Source organism: Xanthobacter tagetidis, from assembly GCF_003667445.1.
In the GTDB taxonomy this organism is placed as follows: domain Bacteria; phylum Pseudomonadota; class Alphaproteobacteria; order Rhizobiales; family Xanthobacteraceae; genus Xanthobacter; species Xanthobacter tagetidis.
On the sequence record NZ_RCTF01000013.1, the window covers coordinates 63,406 to 89,499 of the forward strand.

General features: G+C 69.4%; 27 protein-coding genes and 1 tRNA gene. 18 read left to right on the forward strand and 10 right to left on the reverse strand.

Features of this window, described 5'->3' with window-relative positions; genetic code table 11:
• The first annotated feature begins 15 nt into the window (after positions 1–15).
• The 3 genes from D9R14_RS15570 (at position 16) to D9R14_RS15580 (ending at position 2,858) form a co-directional block, all read left to right on the forward strand.
• Positions 16–2,082: a hypothetical protein gene (locus D9R14_RS15570; protein ID WP_121624262.1), complete on the forward strand. Its 2,067-nt coding sequence runs from the start codon at positions 16–18 to the stop codon at positions 2,080–2,082.
• 93 nt (positions 2,083–2,175) lie between these two features.
• The gene (locus tag D9R14_RS15575) at positions 2,176–2,490 is read left to right on the forward strand and encodes a hypothetical protein (protein ID WP_121624263.1); all 315 of its coding nucleotides are present in this window, start codon (positions 2,176–2,178) and stop codon (positions 2,488–2,490) included.
• 38 nt (positions 2,491–2,528) lie between these two features.
• On the forward strand, positions 2,529–2,858 hold the full coding sequence (locus tag D9R14_RS15580) for a DUF2019 domain-containing protein (protein ID WP_245420830.1): 330 nt from the start codon (positions 2,529–2,531) through the stop codon (positions 2,856–2,858).
• A 93-nt stretch (positions 2,859–2,951) separates the two neighbouring features.
• On the opposite strand, the gene D9R14_RS23645 is transcribed toward D9R14_RS15580, so the two are convergent.
• Together D9R14_RS23645 and D9R14_RS15590 are read right to left on the reverse strand one after the other, a co-directional pair.
• On the reverse strand, positions 2,952–3,182 hold the full coding sequence (locus tag D9R14_RS23645; protein WP_394010516.1) for a hypothetical protein: 231 nt from the start codon (positions 3,180–3,182) through the stop codon (positions 2,952–2,954).
• A gap of 57 nt (positions 3,183–3,239) precedes the next feature.
• Positions 3,240–3,533, reverse strand: a complete 294-nt coding sequence (locus tag D9R14_RS15590) for a hypothetical protein (protein WP_121624265.1) — start codon at positions 3,531–3,533, stop codon at positions 3,240–3,242.
• A 174-nt stretch (positions 3,534–3,707) separates the two neighbouring features.
• Here D9R14_RS15590 and D9R14_RS15595 point away from each other — a divergent pair, with 174 nt between their 5' ends.
• Entirely contained in the window at positions 3,708–4,178 is a 471-nt protein-coding gene (locus tag D9R14_RS15595) for an Lrp/AsnC family transcriptional regulator (protein WP_121624266.1), read from the forward strand.
• 67 nt (positions 4,179–4,245) lie between these two features.
• Here the strand turns inward: D9R14_RS15595 and D9R14_RS15600 are convergent, their stop codons facing one another.
• Positions 4,246–5,259 carry a GlxA family transcriptional regulator gene (locus D9R14_RS15600; RefSeq protein WP_121624267.1) on the reverse strand — a complete coding sequence of 338 codons (1,014 nt, stop codon included), beginning with the start codon at positions 5,257–5,259 and terminating at the stop codon, positions 4,246–4,248.
• On the opposite strand from D9R14_RS15600, the gene D9R14_RS15605 reads away from it, so the two are divergent.
• From D9R14_RS15605 to D9R14_RS15620, 4 genes are all read left to right on the forward strand, one after another.
• Positions 5,233–6,105, forward strand: a complete 873-nt coding sequence (locus D9R14_RS15605) for a DJ-1/PfpI family protein (RefSeq protein ID WP_245420832.1) — start codon at positions 5,233–5,235, stop codon at positions 6,103–6,105. The two genes, D9R14_RS15600 and D9R14_RS15605, sit on opposite strands and share 27 nt — an antisense overlap.
• On the forward strand, positions 6,081–7,178 hold the full coding sequence (locus D9R14_RS15610) for a Glu/Leu/Phe/Val family dehydrogenase (protein WP_210210862.1): 1,098 nt from the start codon (positions 6,081–6,083) through the stop codon (positions 7,176–7,178). Before D9R14_RS15605 ends, D9R14_RS15610 begins: the two co-directional genes overlap by 25 nt.
• A gap of 124 nt (positions 7,179–7,302) precedes the next feature.
• Positions 7,303–8,562, forward strand: coding sequence for an ABC transporter substrate-binding protein (locus tag D9R14_RS15615; RefSeq protein ID WP_245420833.1), 1,260 nt, complete (start codon positions 7,303–7,305; stop codon positions 8,560–8,562).
• Between the two features lie 166 nt (positions 8,563–8,728).
• On the forward strand, positions 8,729–9,943 hold the full coding sequence (locus tag D9R14_RS15620) for an NAD(P)/FAD-dependent oxidoreductase (RefSeq protein ID WP_121624270.1): 1,215 nt from the start codon (positions 8,729–8,731) through the stop codon (positions 9,941–9,943).
• A gap of 19 nt (positions 9,944–9,962) precedes the next feature.
• On the opposite strand, the gene D9R14_RS15625 is transcribed toward D9R14_RS15620, so the two are convergent.
• Complete coding sequence (locus tag D9R14_RS15625) at positions 9,963–10,649, reverse strand: DJ-1/PfpI family protein (protein WP_121624271.1); 687 nt, start codon at positions 10,647–10,649, stop codon at positions 9,963–9,965.
• 93 nt (positions 10,650–10,742) lie between these two features.
• Between D9R14_RS15625 and D9R14_RS15630 the strand changes: the two genes are divergently transcribed.
• Positions 10,743–11,681, forward strand: coding sequence for a GlxA family transcriptional regulator (locus tag D9R14_RS15630; RefSeq protein ID WP_121624272.1), 939 nt, complete (start codon positions 10,743–10,745; stop codon positions 11,679–11,681).
• Positions 11,682–11,918: 237 nt separating this feature from the next.
• Here the strand turns inward: D9R14_RS15630 and D9R14_RS15635 are convergent.
• A tRNA-Gly gene (locus tag D9R14_RS15635) sits at positions 11,919–11,993 on the reverse strand.
• A 135-nt stretch (positions 11,994–12,128) separates the two neighbouring features.
• On the opposite strand from D9R14_RS15635, the gene D9R14_RS15640 reads away from it, so the two are divergent.
• Both D9R14_RS15640 and D9R14_RS15645 read left to right on the forward strand, forming a co-directional pair.
• Positions 12,129–13,991: an aminopeptidase P family protein gene (locus D9R14_RS15640; protein ID WP_121624273.1), complete on the forward strand. Its 1,863-nt coding sequence runs from the start codon at positions 12,129–12,131 to the stop codon at positions 13,989–13,991.
• 152 nt (positions 13,992–14,143) lie between these two features.
• A complete protein-coding gene (locus D9R14_RS15645) occupies positions 14,144–14,296 on the forward strand; it encodes a DUF3309 family protein (RefSeq protein WP_121624274.1) in 153 nt (50 codons plus the stop codon).
• A gap of 148 nt (positions 14,297–14,444) precedes the next feature.
• Here D9R14_RS15645 and aptA read toward each other — a convergent pair whose 3' ends face one another.
• On the reverse strand, positions 14,445–15,812 hold the full coding sequence (gene aptA / locus D9R14_RS15650) for an omega-aminotransferase AptA (protein WP_245420835.1): 1,368 nt from the start codon (positions 15,810–15,812) through the stop codon (positions 14,445–14,447).
• A gap of 145 nt (positions 15,813–15,957) precedes the next feature.
• Here aptA and D9R14_RS15655 point away from each other — a divergent pair, with 145 nt between their 5' ends.
• Complete coding sequence (locus D9R14_RS15655) at positions 15,958–17,793, forward strand: tetratricopeptide repeat protein (protein WP_121624276.1); 1,836 nt, start codon at positions 15,958–15,960, stop codon at positions 17,791–17,793.
• Positions 17,794–18,062: 269 nt separating this feature from the next.
• On the forward strand, positions 18,063–19,352 hold the full coding sequence (locus D9R14_RS15660; RefSeq protein ID WP_245420836.1) for a sigma-54-dependent transcriptional regulator: 1,290 nt from the start codon (positions 18,063–18,065) through the stop codon (positions 19,350–19,352).
• An 89-nt stretch (positions 19,353–19,441) separates the two neighbouring features.
• On the opposite strand, the gene hslU is transcribed toward D9R14_RS15660, so the two are convergent.
• From hslU to D9R14_RS15680, 4 genes are all read right to left on the reverse strand, one after another.
• Positions 19,442–20,749, reverse strand: a complete 1,308-nt coding sequence (gene hslU / locus D9R14_RS15665) for an ATP-dependent protease ATPase subunit HslU (RefSeq protein ID WP_121624278.1) — start codon at positions 20,747–20,749, stop codon at positions 19,442–19,444.
• Positions 20,746–21,228, reverse strand: a complete 483-nt coding sequence (locus D9R14_RS15670) for a GNAT family N-acetyltransferase (RefSeq protein ID WP_394010515.1) — start codon at positions 21,226–21,228, stop codon at positions 20,746–20,748. Before D9R14_RS15670 ends, hslU begins: the two co-directional genes overlap by 4 nt.
• Positions 21,229–21,231: 3 nt before the next feature.
• Complete coding sequence (gene hslV, locus D9R14_RS15675; protein ID WP_121624279.1) at positions 21,232–21,783, reverse strand: ATP-dependent protease subunit HslV; 552 nt, start codon at positions 21,781–21,783, stop codon at positions 21,232–21,234.
• Positions 21,784–21,879: 96 nt separating this feature from the next.
• On the reverse strand, positions 21,880–22,671 hold the full coding sequence (locus tag D9R14_RS15680; RefSeq protein WP_121624280.1) for an alpha/beta fold hydrolase: 792 nt from the start codon (positions 22,669–22,671) through the stop codon (positions 21,880–21,882).
• 153 nt (positions 22,672–22,824) lie between these two features.
• On the opposite strand from D9R14_RS15680, the gene hisB reads away from it, so the two are divergent.
• From hisB to hisF, 5 genes are read left to right on the forward strand one after another with little or no spacing between them, the layout of a single operon-like run.
• Positions 22,825–23,418: an imidazoleglycerol-phosphate dehydratase HisB gene (hisB, locus tag D9R14_RS15685; protein WP_121624281.1), complete on the forward strand. Its 594-nt coding sequence runs from the start codon at positions 22,825–22,827 to the stop codon at positions 23,416–23,418.
• Positions 23,419–23,427: 9 nt separating this feature from the next.
• Entirely contained in the window at positions 23,428–23,916 is a 489-nt protein-coding gene (locus D9R14_RS15690) for a DUF2628 domain-containing protein (protein WP_121624282.1), read from the forward strand.
• A complete protein-coding gene (gene hisH, locus D9R14_RS15695) occupies positions 23,913–24,563 on the forward strand; it encodes an imidazole glycerol phosphate synthase subunit HisH (protein ID WP_121624283.1) in 651 nt (216 codons plus the stop codon). Before D9R14_RS15690 ends, hisH begins: the two co-directional genes overlap by 4 nt.
• The gene (hisA, locus tag D9R14_RS15700; RefSeq protein WP_121624284.1) at positions 24,560–25,288 is read left to right on the forward strand and encodes a 1-(5-phosphoribosyl)-5-[(5-phosphoribosylamino)methylideneamino]imidazole-4-carboxamide isomerase; all 729 of its coding nucleotides are present in this window, start codon (positions 24,560–24,562) and stop codon (positions 25,286–25,288) included. Before hisH ends, hisA begins: the two co-directional genes overlap by 4 nt.
• A 4-nt stretch (positions 25,289–25,292) precedes the next feature.
• The gene (hisF, locus tag D9R14_RS15705) at positions 25,293–26,069 is read left to right on the forward strand and encodes an imidazole glycerol phosphate synthase subunit HisF (protein ID WP_121624285.1); all 777 of its coding nucleotides are present in this window, start codon (positions 25,293–25,295) and stop codon (positions 26,067–26,069) included.
• Positions 26,070–26,094: the final 25 nt, after the last annotated feature.

A 26,094-nucleotide genomic window follows, 5' to 3' on the forward strand; every position in this document is an offset into this window, starting at 1 on the left:
CCCGGTTTCCGCCTCATGAGCTATGGCCTCGCCTTCTCCCCTCTGGTGCCGCTGACGCTGCTGATCGGCCTTGCCGTCGTCGCCGCGCTGCTCGCCGGACTGCTGCTGTTCTCCCGCACCCGCGGCAGCGTGCTGCGCGCGCTCGCGCTGGCGGTGGGGCTGATCGCGCTCGCCAACCCGTCCCTCACCCGCGAGGAGCGCGAGCCGCTCACCTCCGTGGTGGCGGTGGTGGTGGACGAGAGCGCCAGCCAGTCGTTCGGCGACCGCACCGCCCAGACCGAGGCCGCCCGCGCGGCGCTGAAGGAGCGGCTCGACCGGGTGCCGGGCCTGGAAGTGCGCACCATCGTCGCCGATGCGGGCGACGGCGACCAGGACGGCACGCGCCTGTTCTCCGCCCTTTCGGCCGGCCTCGCCGACGTGCCGCCCGAGCGGGTGGCCGGCGCCGTGCTGATCACCGACGGACGCGTCCACGACGTGCCGGACACCGCCGCGCAGCTCGGCTTCACGGCCCCGGTCCATGCGCTGATCTCCGGCCGCCCGGGCGAGCGCGACCGCCGCATCGCGCTGGAGAAGACACCGCGCTTCGGCATCGTCGGGCAGAACCAGTCCATCACCTTCCGCGTCACCGACGAGGGCGCCCCCGCCGGTGCCCGCGTGGGCGTGACCGTGCGGCGCGACGGCGAGGTGATCGCCCGCCCCATCGTCACCGCCGGCCAGAGCACCTCCATCGACGTGGCCGTGACCCATGCGGGCGCCAACATCGTCGAGTTCGAGGTGCCGCCGCTCGACGGCGAGCTGACCCTGGTCAACAACCGCACCGCCGTCTCGATCGACGGCGTGCGCGACAAGCTGAAGGTGCTGCTGGTCTCCGGCGAGCCGAACGCCGGCGAGCGCACCTGGCGCAACCTGCTCAAGAGCGACGCCAACGTGGACCTCGTCCACTTCACCATCCTGCGCCCGCCGGAGAAGCAGGACGGCACGCCCATCAACGAACTCTCGCTCATCGCCTTCCCGACGCGCGAGCTGTTCCAGACCAAGATCAAGGATTTCGACCTCATCATCTTCGACCGCTACGCCCAGCAGGGCGTGCTGCCGCAGGTCTATTTCGACAACATCGTGCGCTATGTGCGCGCCGGCGGCGCGGTGCTGGTGGCGGCGGGCACCGACTTCATCGACACCGGCTCGCTCGCCAACACGCCGCTGGACGAGATCCTGCCCTCCGTGCCGTCCGGCGAGCAGACGCTCGCGCCCTATCATGCGCGCCTGACCGACCCCGGCAAGCGCCACCCCGTGACGCGCGCGCTTCCCGGCTCGGAGAGCGACCCGCCCCACTGGAGCCGCTTCTTCCGGGTGATCGACACCAAGGCCCGCTCGGGCACCAGCCTGCTCGGCGCGCCGGGCGACAAGTCGGTGCTGCAGATCGACCGCGTAGGCGAGGGGCGCGTGGCGCTGCTGCTGTCCGACCACATCTGGCTGTGGGCGCGCGGCTATGAGGGCGGCGGCCCGCACATCGACCTGCTGCGGCGCCTGTCCCACTGGCTGATGAAGGAGCCGGACCTGGAGGAGGAGCGCCTCAGGCTCACCGTCCAGGGCCGCGACCTGGTGGTGGAGCGCCAGACCATGGGCGACACCGTGCCCGCCGCCACCGTCACCACGCCGTCCGGCGCGGTGCGCACCCTCACCCTCGCGCAGGCCGAGCCCGGCCTGTGGCGCGCCACCACGCCGGCCGACGAGCTGGGCCTGTGGCGCGCGGCCAACGGGCGCTTCACCGCACTCGCCAATATCGGACCGCTGAACCCGAAGGAGTTCGCCGAGGTCACCAGCACCCGCGACGTGGTGGCGCCCATCGCCGCGGCCACCGGCGGCGGGGTGTGGCGGCTCGCGGACCTCTCCGGCACGGTGCCGCGGGTGGTGCGCGTCTCCTCGGGCGAGCGCCTCGCCGGCGAGGACTGGATGGGGCTGCGTACCCGCGACGTGTCGGTGGTGCGCGGCATCGGCCTGTTCCCCCTGTTCGCGGGCCTCTCCGGCCTGCTGCTCCTGCTCGGCGCGCTCGCCGCCACCTGGGTGCGCGAGGGACGGTAGGGACACCCGTCGCGGCAGGGGATAGATCGGCGCCCGAGAGCAAGGGCGCCGATTTTTTTTGCGTGCCGAAAGGCCGCCCCTGCGTCAGGTCGTGTGCGCAGCTTCGATCCCCTCAGTTTCTGGTTGCAGAGCGCCGTTTCCACCCCCCAGCCGGGCACGGATGTGCATCATATCGTCGAGCAGAGCCCCGCCCGGGCGGACGGCTTCCCGGACGAGATGATCGAGGCGCCGGAGAACCGGGTGCGGATCTCCCGCCTCAAGCATTGGGAGATCACCAGATGGTATGCGACGCGGAACAGGGATTTCGGCGGCCAATCCCCCCGCGACTTTCTGCGCGGAAAGGACTGGCACACGCGCGTGCGCATAGGTCGAGAAAGGCTGATCAAAGAGGGAATTCTCAAGCCATGAAATCCCGCATTCCACCTAATTCAAGTGTGGAGGAGCTCGTGGAACTGTTCGTCGCGATCGCGCTCGACCAGGAAGAGGCGAATATCGACTTCGACAGCAGGCGCTTCAACAAGCTCTACGGGCAGATGGACGAGGCGAGGAAACGGCTCAAAGCCATGCCCGGCGACAAGCGCAGCGCCCTCGTGCCACTGCTTCAGCATCCCAATCTGGAAGTGCGCTTGCGGGCCGCGAAGTCCACCCTCGCGGTGGCGCCAGAGGCCGCGCGGGCCACGCTTGAGGCCCTCAGGAAAATCACCCACACGCCACAGGCCTCGGACGCCGGCATGTGTTTGCGCGCCTTGGACCAGGGCATCTGCAAACCCACGTGACGGGCGCCGCCGAAGCGCGGCGGCCTGCTGCGCGGATGCCGGCGGGATCGCTGCCGGCGGCGGTGAGATGGGCGAAGCGCCCGGCCACTTCGATCAGAGCCTTGGAGGGCAACCGCGCTGCAGGCAGGTCCCGCCGAGCCGGCCTTCGTCCACCAGAATGGTCTCGATGCCGGGCTGGCCGGCGCGGATGAGGCCGAAGGCGAGGTGGCCCGTCGCCGCCACCGAGATGTCCGGCCGCGGCAGGGCGCCGGCTTCGGGAATGTCGAGGGCGCCGAAGTCCGGCGCGTCGGCGGGCCGGCGGGCGGGCTTGGGGAGATAGAGCACCAGCCGGGGCAGATTGCGCGCGATGCCGGTCCGTACGTCCCTCGGGCGATGCGGCGATCAGCAGCGGGCGGACAGGGCAGCCGTCGGAGCGGCGGCCGGAGGCAGCGCATCGTCGCGCGGCGGGAAGGGCACCAGTTCGACGGTCTTCACGCCGACGATCTGGCCGATGCGCACGGCGATGTGCCGCGCCGCGTCCTGGCCCGTCGCCTCGTAGCTCAGATGGACCAGGAAGCCGTCGTCCCGCCGTGCGGTTTCGAGCTCTAGCATGGCCACGTCGAGCCGGTGAAGCAGGTCAAGGGCACGAATGGCCGCCTCCACGCCGTGAACCTCCAGACGGAGCCGATATGCCATGGCCACACCCTCCCCCGCGCTCATCACAGACGGCAGATGTTACCGGTATGGCCGGGAAATTTTCTCCCGTTCTTTGGTCGCGGCGGCGTATTTCCAGAATGATCATCTGGTATGCGTTAAATTCCCAAACAAGTCTTTCGACATTAGCCCTGCCCTCGGGCGAAAGGCCGATCCATGCAGAAGGTCCGGGACCTCGACGACATCGACCGCCGCATCCTGCGGGCGCTGCGCAAGCAGGCGCGCCTCACCAACAATGAACTGGCGGAGATGGTCGGGCTTTCCCCGAGCCCCTGCTGGACGCGGGCGCGCCGGCTGGAGGAAGCCGGCTTCATCGAGAACTACGTGGCAGTGCTCAACCAGGCCAAGTTGGGGCTGGGCGACACGGTCATCATCGAGGTGACGCTGGACCGGCACGACGAGGACGAGATCCAGAAGTTCGGCGAAGCCCTCGCCGAACTTCCGGAGGTGCTCGAAGCCTATCTGACCACCGGCGAGTACGATTACTTCATCAAGGTCGCGGTGGACGGCACGGCCGGCTACGAGCGGTTTCTGCGGGAGCGGCTCTACAAGGTACCCGGCATCAGGCACAGCCGGTCGTCGTTCGCGCTGAAGTGCCTGAAGCGGGAGTTTTCACCCATGCCGTGAACCGGCGGCGGCGCGGACGACCCCCGTCGCGCAGCCGGGTTTCGCAGCGGGACTGAGCCGCGGAGCATCAAAGCGGCGCGCCGGCTTCGGTGCGCGCCCCGCCGGTTTCGGCCGCGCCGAACTTTCCGCGATAGTCTTGCGGGTTCACGCCGAGCCTCCGGCGAAAGGCGCGCCGCATCCGCTCCTCGTCCACAAAGCCGCAGCGCACCGCGATCTCCTTGATGCTCTGCCGCGTTTCCTCAAGGGCGCGACGGGCCGCATCAAGCCGCAATTCCTCCACCACTTTCGCCGGTGTGCGTCCGGTCCGCGCCGCATAGAGCCGGGCGAACGTGCGCGGGCTCATGGACGCGCGCTCCGCCAGCGCCTCCACACGCAGATCCTCATCGAGATGATCGCTGATCCACCGGTGGAGGACTTCGAACCCCCCGTCGTCCGCCTCCTGCAAGGCCAAGGGCACGCTGAACTGGGTCTGTCCGCCCGCACGCTTCAGGAACACCACCAGCCGCTTGGCCACCCGGATGGCCTCCGCATGGCCCCGGTCGTCCTCGATCAAGGCGAGCGCGAGATCGATGCCGGCCGTCACTCCCGCGGAGGTCCAGATGGGACCGTCACGCTCGTAGATCGCGTCGGGGGACACTGTCAGATCCGGGAAGCGATCCTGCAGCAGCCGGCAGGCCCCCCAATGCGTGACCACCCGGCGCTGCGTGAGAAGCCCCGCCGCTGCCAGGACGAAGGTCCCCGTGCACACGGAACAGATCCGCCGGATGCTCCCGGCGTTGGCGGCCAGCCAGCCGAGCAGCCGGCTGTCTCGCGCCGCCTCGTGGACGCCCGACCCGCCCACGACCACCAACGTGTCCACGTCCGCCACGCCGCAGAGCGGGCGGCTCATCACCTCCAGCCCCGATGACGTGCGGATCAACCCGCCCTCCGCCGACGCCACCGTGAGCCGGTAGGGCGCTGTCGCGCCTTCGGAGGTCTCGCACGACAGCTCGAAACCCGCCAGCGGACCCGAGAGGTCGAGGAGCAAGGCGTTGGGGAATACGACGAAGACGACATGTCGCTGGATCAAGCCGCCCTCCATCGCTCGGCCCTGCCCTGGCAGGAAAGGAGGGTAGAATGTCGTTTCCGCCTCATCCTGTCATGCCCAAAATCATGCTGCAGCATGAAGGGGAATGACGTGAGTAAAGAAACGCTGGAAATCGGGCTTCTCTTCTTTCCCGGCATGACTCAGCTGGATGTCACCGGTCCGTTCGAAGTTCTGGCGCGCCTTCCCGGCGCCCGGATCCATCTGCTTTGGAAGTCCCTGGACCCCATCACCAGCGATGTGGGCCTCACACTGATGCCGACCACCCCGTTCGCGGAATGTCCAACCCTGGACGTTCTGTGCGTCGGCGGTGGTCCGGGACAGATGGCGCTGATGGACGACCCGGAGGTGATGGCCTTCGTGGCCGACGCCGGCGCGCGGGCGCGCTACGTCACATCCGTCTGCGCCGGGTGCTTCATCCTGGCCGGCGCCGGCCTGCTGACCGGCTACAGGTCCGCTTGCCACTGGCTGTCGCGCGACCAGCTCGCGGTGCTCGGCGCGATCCCGGTCAAGGACCGCATCGTGGTGGATCGCAACCGCATTTCGGGGGGCGGCGTCACCGCGGGAATCGACTTCGCCTTCGAGGTCGCGGCGCAATTGTGCGGCGTCGATATCGCCCGGCGCCTCCAGCTGATGCTGGAATACGATCCCAAGCCGCCGTTCGACATCACGGAAGACAACGCCCCGGCCGAGCTTCTGGCCGAAATCCGATCCGCTGCCCGCCCCATGCTGGAGGAGCGCCTGCGGTCCAGCGAGCGGGCAGCCGCGCGGCTGGCGGCCGGGCAGCCGCAATCCGATGTGGCCGGCGGCGCCGCCGGATGTTCCGCCGGAGCACCTCAATGACCCTCCGGATCAGCCGCGACGAGGACGATGGCCAGCGGATCTTCCGGTTCGCGGACCCGAGTTGCGACCTCGCGGGGGTCATCGTGGTCGATTCGCTGGCGCTCGGCCCGGCCACCGGGGGATGCCGCTTCTGGCCGTATGACGACGCAGCCGCCATGCTGTGCGACGCCCGGCGCCTGGCGCGCGGCATGAGCTACAAGAATGCGATGGCCGGCCTGCCGCTGGGCGGCGGCAAGTCGGTCATCCGGCGGCCGGAAGGATCGTTCGACCGCGCGGCCCTGTTTGCAGCCTTCGGACGGGTGCTGGATGAGATCGGCGGCGACTATCTGGCTGCCGAGGACGTGGGCACAACCCCGGCCGACATGGAAGCGGTGCGCGCGCAGACTCCGTTCGTCTTCGGTCTACCTGCCGACGGCGCACTGGCCGGCGGCGATCCCTCTCCCTGGACCGCCCTGGGCGTGTTCCTCAGCATCGGCCACATATGCGCCCGGCGGGGGATTTCGCTTTCGGACAGCCGCATCGCCGTGCAGGGGCTGGGCAATGTCGGCGCGGACCTCTGCCGGCGCCTGCACGAGGCCGGCGCCAGGCTGGTGGTCGCCGACCTCCATGCGCACGCCACGGACCGTTTGCGCGCGGACATTCCCGTGGACGTGGTGGCGCCCGAAGCGATCCACGCGGCGGACGTCGATCTCTTCGCCCCCTGCGCGCTGGGCGGCGGGCTCAACCGGACGACCATTCCCGAGATCAAGGCGCGCCTCATCGCCGGCGCGGCGAACAACCAGCTCGGCACCGGCGCGGACGCCGCGCTGCTGCACGCGCGGGGCATTCTCTACGTGCCCGACTTCGTCGCCAATGCCGGCGGCATCATCAACGTCGCGGCGGAATATCTCGGCCATGACCGGCACCACGTCGTCGATGCCGTGCACCGCATTCCGGACCGCCTGGCGGACGTGCTCGACCGGGCCGAGGCGGCCGACATTTCGCCCGCGCATGTGGCGGATGCCATGGCTCGGGACCTGATCGCGCGGGCTGCCGGCGCAATGGCAGGAAACGAGGGAAAACGGCCGTTGTAGCGGACTGTGCCTCGGCGCAGGATTTCACGAACAACCGGAGGCCGCGGGCGCCCTGCGCAATATCGCCCGCCGCCTCCAGTCGATCCAGGAAGCCGCGCAGACGGCTCACAGAGGAACAGCAGACATGACGCAGGATGAAGACATGCAGAACCGCAAACATTTCTTGCGAACCATCCGGACATCGGCGGCCGGCGCCATCGCGGCCCTCGCCTTGATGGCGACGCCTTCGTCCGCCGAGATCTCCGACGGCGTGGTCAAGATCGGCATCATCAACGACCAGTCCGGCCCCCTGTCCGATCTCTCGGGCCGGGGATCTGTGATCGCCGCCCGGCTGGCGCTGGAAGATTTCAAGAAGCTCGCGCCTGCGGTCAAGGTGGAGCTTCTGGTCGCCGATCACCAGAACAAGCCGGACGTCGGGGCGCAGGTCGTGCGCCGCTGGTTCGCCGAGGGCGTTGACATGGTGGCCGACGTCGGCAATTCGGCGGTCGCTCTCGCCATCCAGTCGCTCGGCCGCGAGAAGAACAAGCTGGTCATGTACTCGGCCGTGGGAACGGTCGATATTACCGGCAAGCAGTGCGCGCCCACGGGCCTTGCCTGGCTCCACGACAATTACAATCTGGTTGCCGGGCCGATCCGCAAGCTGGTCGGCCAGGGCCAGAACAAATGGTTCTTCATCGCCGCCGACTATGCCTTCGGACGCAACATGGTGGCGGAATCCGAACGGATACTGGGTTCGGTCGGGGGAAAATCCGTGGGTTCGGTGTTTCACCCCCTCGGCAATGCCGACTATTCCTCATTCCTGCTGCAGGCGCAAAGCTCGGGCGCCAAGGTCGTCGCGTTCGCGAATGCCGGCGAGCAGCTCGTGTCCTCGATCAAGCAATGGAACGAATTCAACATGAATGCAGGCGGCCAGACGCCGGTCGCCCTGCTCATGTTTCTCACCGACATTCACGGCATGGGCCTCCAGATGGCCAAGGGCCTGACGGGCGTGACCGCCTGGTACTGGGACTTGAACGACGACACCCGCGCATTCGCCAAGCGCTTCTATGCCCTGCACGGCGCAATGCCGACCGCCCCGCAGGCGGCGGTCTATTCGGCCGTGTTCCACTACCTGAAATCTGTGGCCGCCATCCAGTCCGACGACACCGACCTCGTGCTGGAAAAGATGCGCGCGACGCCGGTGGATGACTTCTACGCTCCGGGGGCCAAGCTCAGGGCGGACAACAAGCTCGTCCACGATTTCTACCTGGTCCAGGTGAAGGAGCCGAAGGCGCTGGACAAGCCCTGGGCCTACTACAATGTGGTGGAGAAGATCTCCGCCGATGTGGCCTATCGTCCGCTGAGCGAAAGCGACTGTCCATTGGTTGCCGGCAAGACGAAGTAGGTTGATCGCGCGGCTTCCCGAACCCACGGCATCGCGTGACGCGACCCGGTCGCGCCACGCGATGCGGAGGCAGGACGACGTGCGGATCGCGATGGCGCGAGGGTGATGGCGGAAGCGCGATCGCGCATCGTACCGCCGCCGGTCGAGCGGCTTTCGGGGAGCCATCATGGCGGAAATCGCGGTTCTCGGCGCCGGCATGGTCGGCATCGCCACGGCGCTGGCGCTGCAGGAGCAGGGGCACGACTGCATTGTCATCGATCGCTCCCCGCCGGGCTCGGAAACGAGCTACGGAAACGCCGGCATCATCCAGGCGGAAGCGGTCGAGCCCTATGCGCTGCCGATGAACCCGCTGGTGCTGTGCGGGATGGCGCTCGGCTCCGGGAATGCCCTCGACATTCATTGGCCGTCGCTTCCCGCACAGGTGCCCGCGCTCTCCCGCTACTGGCGGTCGTCTCTGCCCGATGCTCTGCGCCGGATCATCCCGCTCTGGCGCCAACTGGTGGCCGAAGCCGTGCCCGAACACGCCGCGCTCATCGAGGCCTCGGGGGCCGACGGCCTCATCCGCAGGAAAGGCTATTGGCAGGTCCACGACACGGAGAGCGGCCTCGCCGCCGCGGTTCGCGATGCGGAACGCAGGCGCGCGCAACACGGCGTCGCCTTCTCGGTTGCCGACCGAGCGGGACTTTTGCGCGCCGAACCTGCCCTGCGGCGCTCGCCGGCAGGCGCCATCCACTGGACGGCGCCCTGGACCTGCCTTTCTCCAGGGCGGCTGGTCGGCGCCTATGCGAGGCTGTTTGAGCGGCGCGGCGGGCACATCGCCCAGGCCGATGCGCGCGCCTTGGAGCGCACCGGCTTCGGCTGGCGCGTTGCAGGCTCGGACGCGGAGCTGGCGGTCGTGGCGCTCGGGCCATGGTCGCCGGAGCTGCTCCGGCCGCTCGGCTATCGCGTGCCCATGGTGCGCAAGCGCGGCTACCACCGCCACTATTCCGGAAGCCACGGCTTGAGCCGGCCCATGCTTCTGGCGGACCACTCCGTGGTGCTGTCGCCGATGAGCCAAGGCCTCAGGATCGCGACGGCGGCCGAACTGTCCGCCGCAGAGCCAAGCGTCAGTCCGCGGCAGCTTGCAAGAGGAGAGGCGGCCGCCCGTTCGCTCCTCGACCTCGGGCCGCCGGTGGAGCCGACGCCCTGGTCCGGCACCCGGCCCTGCTTGCCGGGCATGCTGCCGCTGGTCTGCCGGGCGCGGCGCCATCCGGGCCTTTGGTTCCATTTCGGGCACGGACACCAGGGCTTCACCCTGGGCCCCGCCACGGCCGCGCGGCTGGCGCGAGCCATCGACGGCGATCGGGCGGGCGTCGATGGCCTCGACCTCGGCATCGCATAGCGCGATCCTGGGGGGCGTCCTATCGCAGGCGCGCCGCGGCCGCGCGGGCCAAGCCCATCCGGCGCTCCTTGGCTGCCTTCATGCGGTCCTCCATCAGGTGGAGAACCTCGGCCGGAGCCTTGTCGGGTGAGCCCGCATTGAACGGGGGAGCGGGATCGTACTCCATGCGCAGCTGGATCGCCTCCGCCGTCCGGCGGTCGACCAATTCGGAAATCACGCTCAGGCCGAGGTCGATGCCGGCGGTGATGCCGCCGCCCGTGATGCGGTTTCCATCCATGCACACCCGCTCGCGCGAGGGTGTGACGCCGAAGATCGGCAGCACCTCGACGGCACTCCAGTGGGTCGCCGCAGTGCGGCCCGTCAACAACCCGGCCGCCGCGAGAACGAGGGAGCCGGTACAGACCGAGGTGATGAATCTTGCGCCCGCGGCCTGGGCGCGCAGGAAGTCCAGGACCTCGTCGTCGCCCATCAGTTCATCGGTGCCATAGCCGCCCGGAACGCAGAGGACGTCGCACTGGGGGCAGTCCGCGAAGGCCGTTGTGGGCATGATGGACAGCACGGTGTCGCTCTGCACCGCCTCCACGCGCTTCCACACCAGATGCACCTCGGCACCGGCAAGGCTGGAGAAGACCTGCAGCGGCCCGGTCATGTCGAGCTGCGTGATGCGGGGAAAGACGAGCAATCCGAACTTCAGGGATGAGGTCATTCTTCGGCTTTCGGGTCGGATATTGACCGGTCGAGCATGGCATGCTGCGATCCCATCTTGAATGTCAGGGTCCCCTCGTTTTCAGACACGACGATGATCGGCATAGTGATCTTCCCCGATTTCCAATTGCTGGATGCCTCAGGTCCGGCCTCGGTCTTCGAGGTGGCGCGGCGGTTCATTCCGACCGCGCCGAAGGTGCAGATGATCGCGGCGCAGCCGGGTCTGGTCCGCAGTTCCTGCGGCGTGGAGGTGCTGGCCTGCGGCCCGCGATCGGCGCACGGCATCTCCACGCTCGTCGTGGCCGGCGGACTGGGGGTCGAAGCCGCGGCCGAGTGCCGGTCCACCCTCGCCTTCGTGCGCCGCCTCGCCCGGCGCGGCGCACGGGTGGCGAGCGTGTGCTCCGGCGCCTACGTCTTGGCGGCGGCGGGCTTGCTGGATGGGCGCAAGGCCACCACCCACTGGTGCCGCACCCAGGATTTCGTCTCCCGCTATCCGAAAGTGAGGCTCGATCCCGACCGCATCTTCCTGCGCGACGGCAATGTGTGGACCTCGGCGGGCATCACCGCAGGCATCGACCTCGCGCTGGCCATCGCCGCCGAGGACCATGGGGACGCGGTCGCCAAGGACATCGCCTGCCAGCTGGTGCTGTACCATCGCCGCAGCGGGGGGCAGTCGCAATTCTCGTCGCTGCTGGAGCTCAAGACGCCGACCGGCCGCTTTGCTCCTCTGCTCACCTGGGTGCGCGAGCACCTGGAGAAACCTCTGACGGTCGAAGTCCTCGCCGACCGGGCCGGTCTCAGTCCCCGCCACTTCGCCCGCATTTTCACGGCCGAGACCGGGACGACGCCGTCAAAGGCGGTCGAGCGGCTGCGCCTTGAAGTCGCTCGGGAGCATGTCCAATCATCCGCGCAACCGATCGAGACCGTGGCCGAGGCCACCGGATTCGGCGACCCCGAGCGGATGCGCCGGGCCTTCGTGCGCGCGTTCGGGCAGCCGCCCCAGTCGCTGCGCAGGGCCGCCCGCGCCGGATAGGCACGCGGCCGAGCGCCCGGCGGACCGGCACGTCCGACGGCTCCAGACAGACGGCAGGCAGCGGCGGGAATTCGGCGCTGGGCGCGGGAGCAGCATCCCCGAATCGCACGGCCTGATGCCGGGACAGCCGTTCATCAGCGCTCCGGCACCGCTCGGAGGTGAGAGCACCGCGACTGCCGCCACCGCCTCGGGAAATGGCGAAGACGATCCAAGTCACTGATTTTGTTCGGTAAATTTTGGAGCGGGCGATGGGAATCGAACCCACGACATACAGCTTGGGAAGCTGTCGTTCTACCACTGAACTACGCCCGCCTGAACGCGCACCATAGCCAAGGCACCCCATGGCCAGCAAGAGGGCAGCGCAGCCGCCGGCCGTCGTCCGGCAGCCGCATCCACACCCTTTCGCGGGCGATTGCGGAGCGTGAGGGGCGCTCCTATGGTCGCCTCATGTCCGAGCCCCATCGCCCCGCCGCGCCTGCCGCGCATCCACGCTTCAAGGCCCTGTTCCAGAGCTTCGACGACCTCGCCGACGGCACCAGAGGCGCCGCTCGACTGGCGGCGCTGCGCGCGGAGCTCGCGCGGCTTGGGCTGGACGGCTATGTCATTCCCCGCGCCGATCCCCACCAGAACGAATACGTGCCGGAATGCGAGGAGCGGCTCGCCTTCCTCACCGGCTTCACCGGCTCGGCGGGGCTGCTGGTGGTGCTCGCCGAGGCTGCGGCCCTGTTCGTCGACGGACGCTACACGCTCCAGGCGCCGGCCCAGGTGGACACCGGCGCCTTCGAAGTGGTCCCGCTCGCGCAGACCAGCCCGGAGAAATGGATCGAGACCCATCTGCCGAAGGGCGCGAGCCTCGGCTTCGATGCCTGGCGCACCACCCTCGATGGGCGCGACAAGCTCGCCGCCGCTGTAGCCGCCGCCGGCGGAATTCTCGTGGCGGTGGAGACCGACCCGCTGGCCCCGGTGTGGACCGACCGGCCGCCGCCGCCGCACGGCGCCGTGCGCATGCTCGATCTCGCCATCGCCGGCGAAGAAACCGGCGCCAAGCTGCGCCGCGTGCGCGAGACGCTCGGCGCGGCCAAGGTCGATGGGCTCCTGGTCTCCGATCCGCACGCCGCCGCTTGGCTGTTCAACATCCGCGGCGCGGACGTCGCCCACACGCCGCTGCCGCTCGCCTGGTCCATCGTTCCGGCCGAGGGGGTCCCGCTGCTGTTCCTGGAGCGGACGAAGCTGCCGGGCGCGGTGCGGGATGCGCTGGAGGCGGTGGCCCATCTCCATCCGGTGAGCCACCTCGACGACGGGCTTGCCGCCTTCTCCCGCGGCCGACGCATGCGCATCGACCAGGCCACCTGCCCGGTGCGGCTCGCCGGCCTGATCGAGAAGGCCGGCGGCACGGTGGACAAGGGGGCCGACCCCATCGCTCTGCTCAAGGCCTCGAAGAACCCGGCCGAAATCGCCGGCATGCGCGCCGCCCATCTGCGCGACGGCGTGGCGCTCGCCCGCTTCCTCGCCTGGTTCCGCGACCGCGCCGCCGCGGGCGGACTCACCGAGATCGATGCGGTGGAGGCGCTTGAGACCTTCCGCAGGGAATGCGGGGAACTGACCGACGTCTCCTTCCCCACCATTGCGGGGGCCGGGCCGAACGGCGCCATCGTCCACTACCGGGTGACGCGCTCCACCAACCGCGAAATCCGGCCGGGCGAACTGTTCCTGCTGGATTCCGGCGCCCAGTATCCCGACGGCACCACGGACATCACCCGCACCCTGGCGGTGGGCGCCCCCACGCCGCAGATGCGCGCCCACTATACGCTGGTGCTCAAGGGCCACCTCGCCATCGCCCGCGCAGTGTTCCCGAAGGGCGTCGCCGGTGCCCAGCTCGACCCGTTCGCGCGGCAGTATCTGTGGGCGGCGGGCCTCGACTTCGACCACGGCACCGGCCATGGCGTGGGCGCCGGCCTGTCCGTGCACGAAGGACCGGCGCGCATCTCCAAGCTCGGCCACGTGCCGCTGGCGGAGGGCATGATCCTGTCCAACGAGCCGGGATACTACCGCGAAGGCGACTACGGCATCCGCATCGAGAACCTCGTGCTGGTGGAGCCGCGGGAAGTCGAGGGGGCCGAGAAGCCCTGTCTCGGCTTCTCGACGCTGACTCTGGTGCCCTACGAACGCGCGCTGATCAATCTCGCGCTCATCGACCCGGCCGAGCGCGCGCAGATCGATGCCTATCACCTGCAGGTGCGGGAGGCGCTGACGCCGTTCCTGGAGGGCGCAGCGCGCGATTACGTGGTCAGCGCCTGCCAGGTGCTTTGACGCGGAACAATATGCACCGTCCGGCGTTCATGGCGGCCTGCTCAGGAGGCGTCACGCGTCGGCCGGCTGCAACCAAATTTCTGCCACGTTCAGGAACCGCAAAGCTCATAGCGACGTTTCCCTTGCGATTTACACGGCAGGGAGCGGATTAAATGTCAACGATCCTGATCGTCATTCTCGTACTTCTTCTTGTAGGCGCGTTGCCGACTTGGGGATACAGCTCCGGCTGGGGCTATGGTCCGGGTGGCATCGTCGGCGTGTTGCTGATCATCGTCATCGTGCTGGCACTGACAGGACGTCTATGACCGCATGAAAAGGGGGCGGAAGCGCTGCGCTTCCACCCCCGTTGCGGTAGACCATCGCCCGTCCTGCCTGATCGCGGCAGGGCGGGCGTTGCGTTTGGGACGACGTCTTGATCGGCGCGCGATGCGCTAGCCGAGATGACGCCTCGCCTCACATCACCTTTTCGATCACGCGCCCGACCTTGCCGATCAGCTCGTCCACCTGCTCGTTGGAGATGATGAGCGGCGGGGTCATCACCACCGTGTCGCCGGCGGTGCGGATCATCACGCCTTCCTCGTGGAAGGCGCGCTCGATCGCCTCGTAGCCGCGCTGGCCGGGCAGGCCCTCGCGCGCCGGCAGGTCGATGCCGGCGGTGATGCCGACCGTGCGGATGTCCAGCACGCCGGGCTTGTCCTTCAGGCTCATCACCGCATCGGCCCAATAGGGCTCCAGCGCCTTCGCACGCGCGAACAGATCCTCGTCCCGGTAGAGGTCGAGGGTGGCGATCCCGGCGGCGCAGGCGAGCGGATGGGCGGAGTAGGTGTAGCCGTGGAACAGCTCCACCATATGCTCCGGCCCCTTCATGAAGGCATCGTGCACATGCTTGCGGGCGATCACGCCGCCCATCGGCACGGCGCCGGCGGTGATGCCCTTCGCGAACGTGATGAGGTCCGGCTGCACGCCGTACCGCTCGGCGGCGAAGGCGTGGCCGAGCCGGCCATAGCCGGTGATGACCTCATCGAAGATCAGCAAAATGCCGTATTTGTCGCAGATTTCCCTAAGGCGCTTCAGATAGCCCTGGGGCGCCGGGATGACGCCGGTGGAGCCGGCCATGGGTTCGACGATCACCGCGGCGATGGTCGATGGATCGTGCAGGCCGACGATGCGCTCCAGTTCGTCGGCGAAATGCGCGCCGTATTCCGGCTCGCCCTTGGTGAAGGCTTGGTTCTTGCGGTCGTAGGTGGTGGGCAGATGGTCGACACCGGTCAGCATGGTCCCGAAGGTGCGCCGGTTTGCCACCATGCCGCCGACGGAGATGCCGCCGAAGCCTACGCCGTGATAGCCGCGCTCGCGGCCGATCAGGCGGGTGCGCGAGCTGTTGCCGGTGGCATGATGGTACGCGATGGCCATCTTGAGCGCGGTATCCACCGCCTCGGAGCCGGAATTGCAGAAGAAGACGTGGTCGAGGTCGCCGGGCGCCAGCTCCGCGATGCGGCTCGCGAGCCGGAACGCGCCGGGATGACCGAACTGGAAGGTGGGGCCGAAGTCCAGTTCCCCCGCCGCCTTCTGGATGGCGGCGACGATCGGCGCGCGATTGTGGCCCGGATTGGTGCACCACAGGCCCGAGCAGCCGTCCAGGATCGCCCGGCCGTCCGGCGTGAAATAATGCATGTCCTTGGCGCTGGCGACGACCCGCGGCCGCTTCTTGAAGGCGCGGTTCGACGTGAACGGCATCCAGAACGCCTCGAGATCGTTCGGCGTCATCGGTCCGCCGGAATGCTCGCCCGCTCCGCCCAACGCCATATCGTCCAATGCCATGACACCTCTCCTTACCCGCCGGGGCTAATCGTGAACGCCCGCCGGCGCGCGGTGGGGCAAGCTAGCAGCGCCGCCGCCGCGAGGAAACCGCGCGGTGCGCAGACCCCGCCCCCTTGCCAGCATGACTGATCTGGCGGAAAACAGCATGACGATGGGGAAGATGGACCATATGGCCGCCTCTGGCGGTTCCGGATGTCCCGGCGAAGAGACCGCCGGCGGCATTCGCGCGCCGAATGCCGATGAGGTGCGCGGCGCTCTGGAGCGGGTGCTCGCTTCGGCGGAACTGTCCGCATCGCCGCGCCTGTCCGCCTTCCTGCGTCATGTTGTCGAGACATCGCTCGACGGGCGCGCCGACGAGATCAAGGGCTATACCATCGCCGTTGAGGCGCTCGGCCGCGCTTCTTCCTTCGATCCCCAGACCGATCCCATCGTCCGTGTCGAGGCGACCCGCCTCAGGCGCGCGCTGGACCATTTCTATGCCGCCGCCGGAGCCAAGGAGCCGCTGCGCATCCTGATCCCGCGCGGCAGCTATGTGCCGAACTTCACCTGGCGCGAGACCGAGGCGGCAGCGGCGCCAGCCAAACCCGAGAGCGCAAGCGAACCCGAGCCCGGCGCCCCGCCGGCACCGGGCGGCGCAACCGCGGCGCCGCGGCGCCGGGTGGCGATGGGCCTTGCGGCTGCGGCCCTGGCTTTGGCGATCATGGTCGCCGGCATCGAATGGATGTCCAGGCCGGGCGCCCCGCTGCGCGCCGACGACCAGCGCGTGATGCTTCCGGTGATGGAGGTCGCGGCTTTCGAGGCTGCCGGCGTCCAGCCGCCCGCCCGCGGCATCCTGCGCGCGTTCGAGGAGCGACTCGGCGACGCCTTGGCTCAGTTCGACTTCATCACCGTGCGCGAAGCGACACCCGCCGAGATCGCGGCGCCGATCGCCTGCGGCAGCCGCGGCCGCTCGCGCTTCGGCCTGGGCACGGTGGCGGAAGGCCATGCGGACGGAACATTCTCCCTGCTGCTGCGTGTCACCGACCGCTGCGCGGGCGTCATCCTGTGGTCCCGCGCGGTCGAGGGATTGAGGACCGACGACGACATCGCCGCCAGTGCCCGGCGCATGGTCCGCGCAGTATCCGGCGCACTCCTGGAGGCCCAGGGCGTGGTGACGTCGCGCGCGCTCTCCACCGTGCGCGCCGAGGCGCCTCAATCAGCCTATGGCTGCGTTGCGCGGGCCTTTGGGCTGCTCTCCCGCTCGGCCGGCGAAAATCCTGTCGCGGTGCGGGCATGCCTCGACGGCCTGACCCGGCAGCTGCCCGGCTTCGCCATGGGCCACGCGCTCAAGGCCATGGCCCTTCTGGACGAGGCCACCGGCGAATCGGGATATGATCCCACGCCCGGCCGCGCGGCGCAGATGCTGGCCTCGGCGGAACGCGCCGTGGAGCTTTCCCCCGCAAGCGCCTATGCGGCGCGCACCCTCGCTTTGGTCCAGGCCTTTCTCGGCGAGTATCGCGCCGCGGTGGATACCGGAACCCGCGCGCTCCAGCTCAACCCCCATGACGCGAACATCGCCGCCGGCGTCGGCATGGTCTACATCGCCGCCGGGCGCGTGGCGGAGGGCGAGGACCTGCTCGCGAACGCCGAAGCCGACGGCGCCCAGGCCGGGCCGCTCAAGGACACTTATCTCGCCCTCGCCGCCTTCCTGCGCGCCGACGAAGCCACCGCCTTGGCGCTGCTGCCCCAGCTGGAGCTGCATCCGAGCCTGGAGAACGCCCTCGCTCTGGCGCTCGCCCTCAACGCGGTGCATCGCCCCGGCGAAGAGCGCCGAGCGGTTGCCGCGCTGGCCAACGATGTCGCCGGCGGCGCCGATACCATTCGCCGCATGGTCCATCGCCTGCTGCCGGCGCCCGACCTCGCCGACCGCGCCATCGCCGCGCTCGAGGCGGCCGGCCTCGGCCAGCGCGCCGCCATGACCCAGCCGCGACAGGGCGGCTGAGGCCCAAGGCCACCGATGGGACCCGCTGCCGCTCGCGCCGAGCGCCGGCGCCGAAAGTGACGAAATCCGGCCGGATTGGTGTTTTTCCGGAGGTAGGAAAATCTTTCTTTACCTTGCTCCCGCACGATCCTCCCGACGCCTTCCTACCGTCGATCGAGGTCATGCTGCACTCCCCAGAAGCCGCCAACGCGCCGGTCCTCGTCTGTGATCCCGATCCTGCCGTCCGCCGCCTTCTGCGCGCGGCTCTCGGACGCCGGGACAGGCTGAACATGATGGAGGCGGAGGCGCTCGAATCCGCCTATGCGCTCGCGCCCCATTGCGTGTCCGCGGTGGTCGCGGTCGGCCCGGGCGGCGAGAGCGCCGTCACCCGCCTTCGCTCCGCCGGCCTGAAAGGCGCGCTCATCGCCACGCTCGGCCAGGGCTCGGTCGCAAGCGCCGTCGCCTGCATGCGCGCCGGCGCCGACGACGTGGTGCTGAAGCCGCTCCGCGCGGAGGACGTGGTCGAGCGCCTGCTCCAGGGCGAGCCGGCGCGGGTGGAGCGGCGGCGCTCCAGCCGCGAGAACGACCGCCCCGCTCCGGCCACCAGCACCACCGATTTCTGCGGCTTCCTCGGCCGCTCCCCGCCCATGCGCGGGCTCTATGAGCGGATCCAGCGCGTGGCCGCGTCCGCCGCGCCGGTGTTCGTCACCGGCGAGAGCGGCACGGGCAAGGACCTGTGCGCGCAGGCGGTGCATGCCCGCTCGCCGCGCCATGCCGGACCGTTCGTGGCCCTCAATTGCAGCGCGATCCCCCGCGAACTGATGGAAAGCGAGGTGTTCGGCCATGTGCGCGGCGCCTTTACCGGCGCCATCGCCGACCGCGCCGGTGCCGCGGAGGCCGCGGACGGGGGCACGCTGTTCCTGGACGAGATCGGCGAGATGGACCTTGCTTTGCAGGCCAAGCTGCTGCGCTTTCTCCAGGACGGCAAGGTGCGGCGCGTCGGCGAGGGGCGCGAGCGGCAGGTGGACGTGCGCATCGTCTGCGCCACCAACCGCGATCCCGTGGAGGAGGTGCGCGCCGGCCGCCTGCGGGAAGACCTGTTCTACCGTCTCCATGTGCTGGAGCTGAGCATGCCGCCCCTGCGCGAGCGCGGCGACGACGTGATGCTGCTGGCCGAGACCTTTCTCGCCCGGTTCGCCGGAGAGGAGCACCGCCCCATGCCGCGCATCGGCCCGGATGCCGCGCGGGTGCTCCAGATCCGCTCGTGGCGCGGCAATGTGCGCGAGCTGCAGAACCTCATGCGGCGCATCGTCGTGCTCGCGGATGGGCCGAACGTCCCCATCCACCTTGCGCTTGAGGGCGCCGGCGCGGACGAGATCGCCCGCTTCGGCTCCAACGCCGTGAATGTGGTGCCGCTACCGGTCGAGGCCGCCTCGGTGGAACCGTTGGCGCTCACCGAGCGCCGCGCCATCGAGCGCGCCATCGCCACGTTCGGCGGAAACGTCGCCGCCGCAGCCGCCGCGCTCGAACTCAGCCCTTCGACGCTCTACCGCAAGCGCCTCGCCTGGCAGTGCGCGTGAGCGCGGGCGGCGGCGTCCGCCGTCGCTGGAACCCGCGCCAGTCGGCTTGACTCCCAAGCGGACCGGGCATCGCGTCCTCGTTCTCGGGGCTAGAGGATGAAGCGGCTGAGGTCCGCGTTGCGGGCGAGGTCTGCGACGCGCGAGCGCACGAACGCGGCGTCCATCACCACCGTCTCGCCGGAGCGGTCGGGCGCCGAGAAGGATAAATCGTCCAGCACCCGCTCGATCACCGTCTGGAGCCGGCGGGCACCGATATTCTCGACGCTGGAATTCACCTCCACCGCCGCGTCGGCGATGGCCTCCACCGCGTCCGGCGTCACCACCAGTTCCACCCCCTCGGTCGCCATCAGCGCCACCGACTGCTTGACGAGGCTCGCCTCGGTCTCGGTGAGGATGCGCACGAAATCGGCACGGGTCAGCGCCTCCAGCTCCACGCGGATCGGCAGGCGGCCCTGAAGCTCCGGCAGGAGGTCGGACGGCTTCGACACGTGGAACGCGCCGGAGGCGATGAACAGGATGTGGTCGGTCTTCACCGGCCCGTGCTTGGTGGACACGGTCGTGCCCTCGATCAAGGGCAGCAGGTCGCGCTGCACGCCCTCGCGCGAGACGTCGGCGCCGGAGCGGCCCTCCCGGCCGGCGATCTTGTCGATCTCGTCCAGGAAGACGATGCCGTTGTTCTCCACCGCGTGGATGGCGTCCTGGACGATGGCGTCCTGGTCGATCAGCTTGTCCGCCTCCTCGGTGAGGAGCAAAGGATGGGCCTCCTTCACGGTGACACGGCGGGTCTTGGTGCGCCCGCCGAACGCCTTGCCGAGCATGTCGGAGAGCGAGATCGCACCCATCTGCGCGCCGGGCATGCCGGGGATCTCGAACATGGGCATGCCGCCGCCGCCCGCCTGGGTCTCGATCTCCACCTCCTTGTCGTCCAGCTCGCCGGAGCGCAGGCGCTTCCTGAAGGCGTCGCGGGTGGCGGGAGAGGCGGTGGCGCCCACCAGGGCGTCGAGCACGCGGCCCTCGGCGGCAAGGTGCGCCTTGGCCTGAACATCCTTGCGCTTGACCTCGCGCACCAGGCCGATGCCCACCTCCACGAGGTCGCGCACGATCTGCTCCACGTCGCGGCCCACATAGCCCACCTCGGTGAACTTGGTGGCCTCCACCTTCAGGAACGGCGCGCCGGCGAGGCGGGCGAGGCGGCGGGAGATCTCGGTCTTGCCGACGCCGGTGGGGCCGATCATGAGGATGTTCTTCGGCATCACCTCCTCGCGCAGCTTGTCGTCCAGCTGCTGGCGGCGCCAGCGGTTGCGCAGGGCGATCGCGACCGCGCGCTTGGCGGCTGCCTGGCCGACGATGTGCCGGTCGAGCTCGGAGACGATCTCGCGGGGGGAGAAGTCGGTCATGGAGTGCGTACCATCAGGAGGGCGGGACCGTCGGGGGTAACGATCTCGCGGTCAGGGGTGAAGCCGGCTTTTTCATAGGCGCGGATGGCCCTCGCATTGTCGGGGCGGGGATCGACCACGATGCGCGGCGTGCCGGCGCGTTCCAGGCCAGAGCAGAAGGCATCCATGAAGGCGGGCCCGTGGCCGCGCCCCAGCATGCCGGGATCGCCGATGAACTGGTCGAGCCCGCGCGTGCCCTCGGGCTGGGGACCGAACGCCGTGTGCCAGTCGCCCAGCCGGTAGCATTGGAGATAGGCGAAGGGCCGGCCGTCTTGGGAGACAATGAACTGCCCCATGTCGGGATGATGGAGGTCGCCGCTGACGAATTCGAACGCCTCGGCGTCGTGCCACCACGCAGCCACGTGCGGCGCCGCGAGCCACGAGGCCACCAGCGGCAGGTGCTGCGGCGTCATGCCGGCGAAGGCGTAGCGCTGCCCCACCGCTCACATCCCCCCGATGGTCTCGATGACGATGTTGCGGTTGGTGTAGACGCAGATGTCCGCGGCGATCTCCAGGGAGCGCCGGACGATCGCCTCCGGGTCCTCCTCCCGGTCGAGCAGCGCGCGGGCGGCGGCGAGCGCGAAGCCGCCGCCGGAGCCGATGCCGGCGACGCCCTGCTCCGGCTCCAGCACGTCGCCGGTGCCCGTGAGCACCAGGGAGATGGAGGCGTCGGCCACGATCATCATGGCCTCCAGGCGCCGCAGATAGCGGTCGGTGCGCCAGTCCTTGGCGAGTTCGACGGCGGCGCGCTGAAGCTGGCCGGGATACTGCTCCAGCTTGGCTTCGAGCCGCTCGAACAGCGTGAAGGCATCGGCCGTCGCCCCGGCGAAGCCGCCGATCACGTCGCCGCGCCCCAGGCGGCGCACCTTGCGGGCGTTGGACTTCAGCACCGTCTGGCCGAGCGTCACCTGCCCGTCGCCGGCGATGGCGACGCGGTTGCCCTTGCGCACCGAGACGATGGTCGTGCCGTAGATGGTATCCGGGGAATGCTGCATGAAAGGCTCCGCTCAGAGCCTTACTTATGCCCTTCCGTCCGGGACGCAACGGCCTCGATCAAACGCCCGCAGGGATGCCCGCCGTCCGGAGCCCGCTCACCGGGCGGTGAGGAACGCGCGCACGACGGTGGCGAAATTCTGCGGCGCCTCCACCATGGGACAATGGCCGCTGTCGATGATCTCGTCGATCTGCGCGCCTGGGATCGCCTCCGCCACCTCCCGCACCATGGCGGGAGAGAAGAGGCGGTCGTCATCGGTATAGATCACATAGGTCGGCGCCTTGATGTCGCCGATGCGCTTCAGCCCGTCATAGGCGACGCAGGCGTCGAGCTGCCGCAGGAAGGCGTCCTTCTCCTGGTAGAGCCCGGCGTCGAGCGACTGCTGCACGGCGGCGAACAGCGGCACCGTCTTCAGCATCCGCATGCCGATGACGAACGTGGTGAGCGCCGCGCCGAATGTCAGCTCGTTGTCGAGCTGGAGCCGCAGCTCCTTCAGCAGGCGCATGATCTCGGTGGTGTAGAGGTCATTGCGGGCGATGGTGTTGGTGAGCACCAGCCGGTCCACCTTCTCGGGCGCCATCAGCGCCAATTCCTGGGCGATCATGCCGCCCAGCGAATGGCCCATGACGTGGGCCTTCTGGAATCCGGAGGCCGCGAGCACCGCCAGCGCGTCGCCCGCCATGTCAGCCACGGCATAGGGCGCCTTCGCCCGCGCGCTCTTGCCGATGTCGCGGTTGTCGAACTCGATCAGGGTGAAGCCCGAGAGCAGCGGCCGGGTCAGCGCCCAGAACGAGCGTTCCGCCGACAGGCCGGAGATGATGAGCAGCGGCGGCCCCTCCCCGCTCACCGAATAGTCGATCGTCAGTCCGTCGCGGGTGATGGTCGGCATTCGCTCCTCCAGGTCCGGGCCTCTGCGCTCAAGCCTATGGCACAGGGCGCGCGACGGGGCGAGGGCCGGGAGCGGGCGCGTAAACCGTCATGTCTTCGCCATATGGCGTTGCAGCACCGTTGCTGCTAGAACCCGCGGCCTTGGAGGAATTCCATGCGCACGGCCCAGATCGCCCGCGAGACCAAGGAGACGAAGATCGCCCTTACCGTCGACCTCGACGGCAAGGGGCGCTCGGATATTGCCACCGGCATCGGCTTCTTCGACCACATGCTGGACCTGCTGGCGCGGCACGCCCGCTTCGACCTGACGGTGAAGGCGGACGGCGATCTCCATGTGGACTTCCACCACACCACGGAAGACGTGGGCATCGCGCTCGGCCAGGCGTTCCGCAAGGCGCTCGGCGACATGCGCGGCATCACGCGCTACGCCGACGTGCTGATGCCCATGGACGAGACGCTGACGCGCGTCGCCATCGACATTTCCGGCCGGCCGTTCCTGGTGTTCCGCACCGAGTTCCCGGCGCAGAAGATCGGCGAGTTCGACACCGAATTGGTGCGCGAGTTCTTCCAGGCCTTCGCGTCGAACGCGGGCGTGACGCTGCACGTGGAGACGCTCTACGGCATCAACGCCCACCACATCGCCGAAAGCTGCTTCAAGGGCCTCGCCCGCGTGCTGCGCCAGGCGGTGGCCATCGACCCCTCGGCGGCGGGCGAGGTGCCCTCCACCAAGGGCACCCTCGGAACCTAGGAGCCGCACATGGCCACCTGGAGCGTGCTGTCCCGCGTCGAGCCCGGCGAGAGCGCCGAGGCGTCGGCCGAGCGCGTCGCCTTCGTGCGGGAGAAATTCTCCTTCGCGGCGCTGTTCCTCGCCCCGTTCGTGCTGCTGCGCTACCGGCTGTGGCTGCCGCTGCTCGCTTATGTGGCGGTGGCAGGCCTGCTCGGCTTCGTCACCGCCATGGCCGGCATCGCCGGTCCCGTCGGCCTCGTGGTGATGGCCGGCTTCAACCTGCTGCTGGGCTTCGAACTGCCGGCGCTCCGGGTACGCAAGCTTGCGCGACGCGGCTTCGCCGAGGAGGGCGTCGTCGTGGCCCGCGACCGGGCCGAGGCGGAACGGCGCTTCTTTTCGGACTGGACCGCCCGGCAGCCGGAGCGCCCGCGCCCGGCAGCGTTCGTTCCCTCCGAGCCGCCGCGCCATGCGGGCGGCCCCGGCATCATCGGCAGCTTCCCGGGGGCCTCCGCCCCATGACCGTCGCCGTCGTCGACTACAATTCCGGCAACCTGCACTCCGCCGCCAAGGCCATCGAGCGCGCGGCGCGCGAGGCGGGACGCGAGCAGCCGGTGGTCGTGACGTCCGATCCGGAGGTGGTGCGTCGTGCCGACCGCATCGTCCTGCCGGGCGTCGGCGCCTTCGCCGACTGCCGCGCCGGCCTTGATGCGGTGCCCGGCATGGTGGAGGCCATGACCGAGGCGGTGAAGGAGAAGGGCCGCCCTTTCCTCGGCATCTGCGTCGGCCTCCAATTGCTGGCCGAGCGCGGGCTGGAGCACGGCGTCACGGACGGCCTCGGCTGGATCCGCGGCGAGGTGGACCGCATCGCCCCCGCCGATCCCGCCCTCAAGATCCCGCACATGGGCTGGAACACGCTGCAGATTTCGCGCGAGCACCCGCTCCTGGCGCAGGTGCCGTCCGGCGAAAGCGGGCTGCACGCTTATTTCGTCCATTCCTACCACCTGAAGCCGGCCGACGGCCTCGACCTCGTCGCCACCACCGACTATGGCGGCACCATCACCGCCGTGGTGGCGAAGGACAACGTGGCCGGCACCCAGTTCCATCCCGAGAAGAGCCAGACCCTCGGCCTCGCGCTCCTCGCCAATTTCCTGAAGTGGTATCCGTGATCCTGTATCCCGCCATCGACCTGAAGGACGGCCTCGCCGTGCGCCTGGAGCAGGGCGACATGGCGCGCGCGACCGTGTTCAACCGCGATCCCGCCGCCCAGGCCGCCGAGTTCGAAACCCTCGGCTTCCGCTATCTGCACCTCGTAGACCTCGACGGCGCCTTCGCTGGCAAGCCGGTGAACGCGGCGGCGGTGGAGCGGATTCTGGAGACCGTCTCCATTCCGGTGCAGCTTGGCGGCGGCATCCGCGACCTCGCGACCGTCGAGGCCTGGCTGGAGAAGGGCGTCACCCGCGTCATCCTCGGCACCGCGGCGGTGCGCGACCCGGACTTCGTGAAGGCGGCCGCCAAGGCCCATCCCGGCCGGGTGGCGGTGGGCCTCGACGCCCGCGACGGCTTCGTGGCGGTGGAAGGCTGGGCGGAGACCTCCAAGCTCTCGGCGGTGGAGATCGCCAAGCGCTTCGAGGATGCCGGCGTGTCCGCCATCATCTACACCGACATCGCCCGCGACGGCCTGCTGAAGGGCCTCAACATCGACGCCACCGTGGCGCTCGCCGAGGCGGTAGCGCTGCCGGTGATCGCCTCGGGCGGGCTCGCCTCGATCGCGGACATCGAGGCGCTGCTGGAGCCCGCCGCCGCCAAGGTCGCCGGCGCGATCACTGGACGGGCGCTCTATGACGGCCGGCTCGATGCCCGCGAGGCGCTGGCTCTGGTGGCGGGACGGTAGGGCCATGCTGAAAGTCCGCGTCATCCCCTGCCTCGACGTCAAGGACGGCCGCGTGGTCAAGGGCGTCCAGTTCGTCGACCTGCGCGATGCCGGCGACCCGGTGGAGGCCGCGCGCGCCTATGACGCCGCCGGCGCCGACGAGCTGACCTTCCTCGACATCACCGCCAGCCACGAGAACCGCGGCACCATTCTCGACGTGGTGCGCCGCACCGCCGAGCAGTGCTTCATGCCGCTCACCGTGGGCGGCGGCGTGCGCACCGTGGACGACGTGCGCACCCTGCTGCATGCGGGGGCGGACAAGGTCTCCATCAACACCGCCGCGGTCACCCGCCGCGCCTTCGTGGGCGAGGCGGCGGAGAAGTTCGGCGAGCAGTGCATCGTGGTCGCCATCGACGCCAAGAAGGTCTCGGCTGAGGGCGAGGAAGACCGCTGGGAGATCTTCACCCATGGCGGGCGCACCCCCACCGGCATCGACGCCATCCAGTATGCCCGCGAAGTCGTGGACCTCGGCGCCGGGGAGATCCTGCTCACCTCCATGGACCGGGACGGCACCGGCAAGGGCTTCGACTGTGCGCTCACCCGCGCGGTGTCGGACGCGGTGCATGTGCCGGTGATTGCCTCTGGCGGCGTGGGCACGCTGGATCATCTGGTGGACGGCATCCGCGATGGCGGCGCCTCGGCGGTGCTCGCGGCCTCGATCTTCCATTTCGGCACCTTCACGGTGCGCGAGGCCAAGGAGCACCTCAAGGAGGCCGGCTTGCCGGTGCGCCTTGATGTGTGAGTGCTGCCCCGTCTTTTCCCGCCCA

Coding starts and splice junctions, on each gene's coding strand:
- D9R14_RS15625 (WP_121624271.1), bottom strand. CDS start 10,649: ATGACCTCATCCCTGAAGTTCGGATTGCTCGTCTTTCCCCGCATCACG.
- aptA (WP_245420835.1), bottom strand. CDS start 15,812: ATGGCATTGGACGATATGGCGTTGGGCGGAGCGGGCGAGCATTCCGGC.
- hslV (WP_121624279.1), bottom strand. CDS start 21,783: ATGCAGCATTCCCCGGATACCATCTACGGCACGACCATCGTCTCGGTG.
- D9R14_RS15640 (WP_121624273.1), top strand. CDS start 12,129: ATGTCCGAGCCCCATCGCCCCGCCGCGCCTGCCGCGCATCCACGCTTC.
- D9R14_RS15595 (WP_121624266.1), top strand. CDS start 3,708: ATGCAGAAGGTCCGGGACCTCGACGACATCGACCGCCGCATCCTGCGG.
- D9R14_RS15645 (WP_121624274.1), top strand. CDS start 14,144: ATGTCAACGATCCTGATCGTCATTCTCGTACTTCTTCTTGTAGGCGCG.
- D9R14_RS15690 (WP_121624282.1), top strand. CDS start 23,428: ATGGCCACCTGGAGCGTGCTGTCCCGCGTCGAGCCCGGCGAGAGCGCC.
- D9R14_RS15615 (WP_245420833.1), top strand. CDS start 7,303: ATGACGCAGGATGAAGACATGCAGAACCGCAAACATTTCTTGCGAACC.
- D9R14_RS15655 (WP_121624276.1), top strand. CDS start 15,958: ATGACGATGGGGAAGATGGACCATATGGCCGCCTCTGGCGGTTCCGGA.
- hisH (WP_121624283.1), top strand. CDS start 23,913: ATGACCGTCGCCGTCGTCGACTACAATTCCGGCAACCTGCACTCCGCC.
- D9R14_RS15620 (WP_121624270.1), top strand. CDS start 8,729: ATGGCGGAAATCGCGGTTCTCGGCGCCGGCATGGTCGGCATCGCCACG.
- D9R14_RS15630 (WP_121624272.1), top strand. CDS start 10,743: ATGATCGGCATAGTGATCTTCCCCGATTTCCAATTGCTGGATGCCTCA.
- D9R14_RS15605 (WP_245420832.1), top strand. CDS start 5,233: ATGTCGCTGGATCAAGCCGCCCTCCATCGCTCGGCCCTGCCCTGGCAG.
- hslU (WP_121624278.1), bottom strand. CDS start 20,749: ATGACCGACTTCTCCCCCCGCGAGATCGTCTCCGAGCTCGACCGGCAC.
- D9R14_RS15610 (WP_210210862.1), top strand. CDS start 6,081: ATGTTCCGCCGGAGCACCTCAATGACCCTCCGGATCAGCCGCGACGAG.
- D9R14_RS15570 (WP_121624262.1), top strand. CDS start 16: ATGAGCTATGGCCTCGCCTTCTCCCCTCTGGTGCCGCTGACGCTGCTG.
- D9R14_RS15660 (WP_245420836.1), top strand. CDS start 18,063: ATGATGGAGGCGGAGGCGCTCGAATCCGCCTATGCGCTCGCGCCCCAT.
- D9R14_RS15680 (WP_121624280.1), bottom strand. CDS start 22,671: ATGCCGACCATCACCCGCGACGGACTGACGATCGACTATTCGGTGAGC.
- D9R14_RS15600 (WP_121624267.1), bottom strand. CDS start 5,259: ATGGAGGGCGGCTTGATCCAGCGACATGTCGTCTTCGTCGTATTCCCC.
- hisB (WP_121624281.1), top strand. CDS start 22,825: ATGCGCACGGCCCAGATCGCCCGCGAGACCAAGGAGACGAAGATCGCC.
- hisF (WP_121624285.1), top strand. CDS start 25,293: ATGCTGAAAGTCCGCGTCATCCCCTGCCTCGACGTCAAGGACGGCCGC.
- D9R14_RS15590 (WP_121624265.1), bottom strand. CDS start 3,533: ATGGCATATCGGCTCCGTCTGGAGGTTCACGGCGTGGAGGCGGCCATT.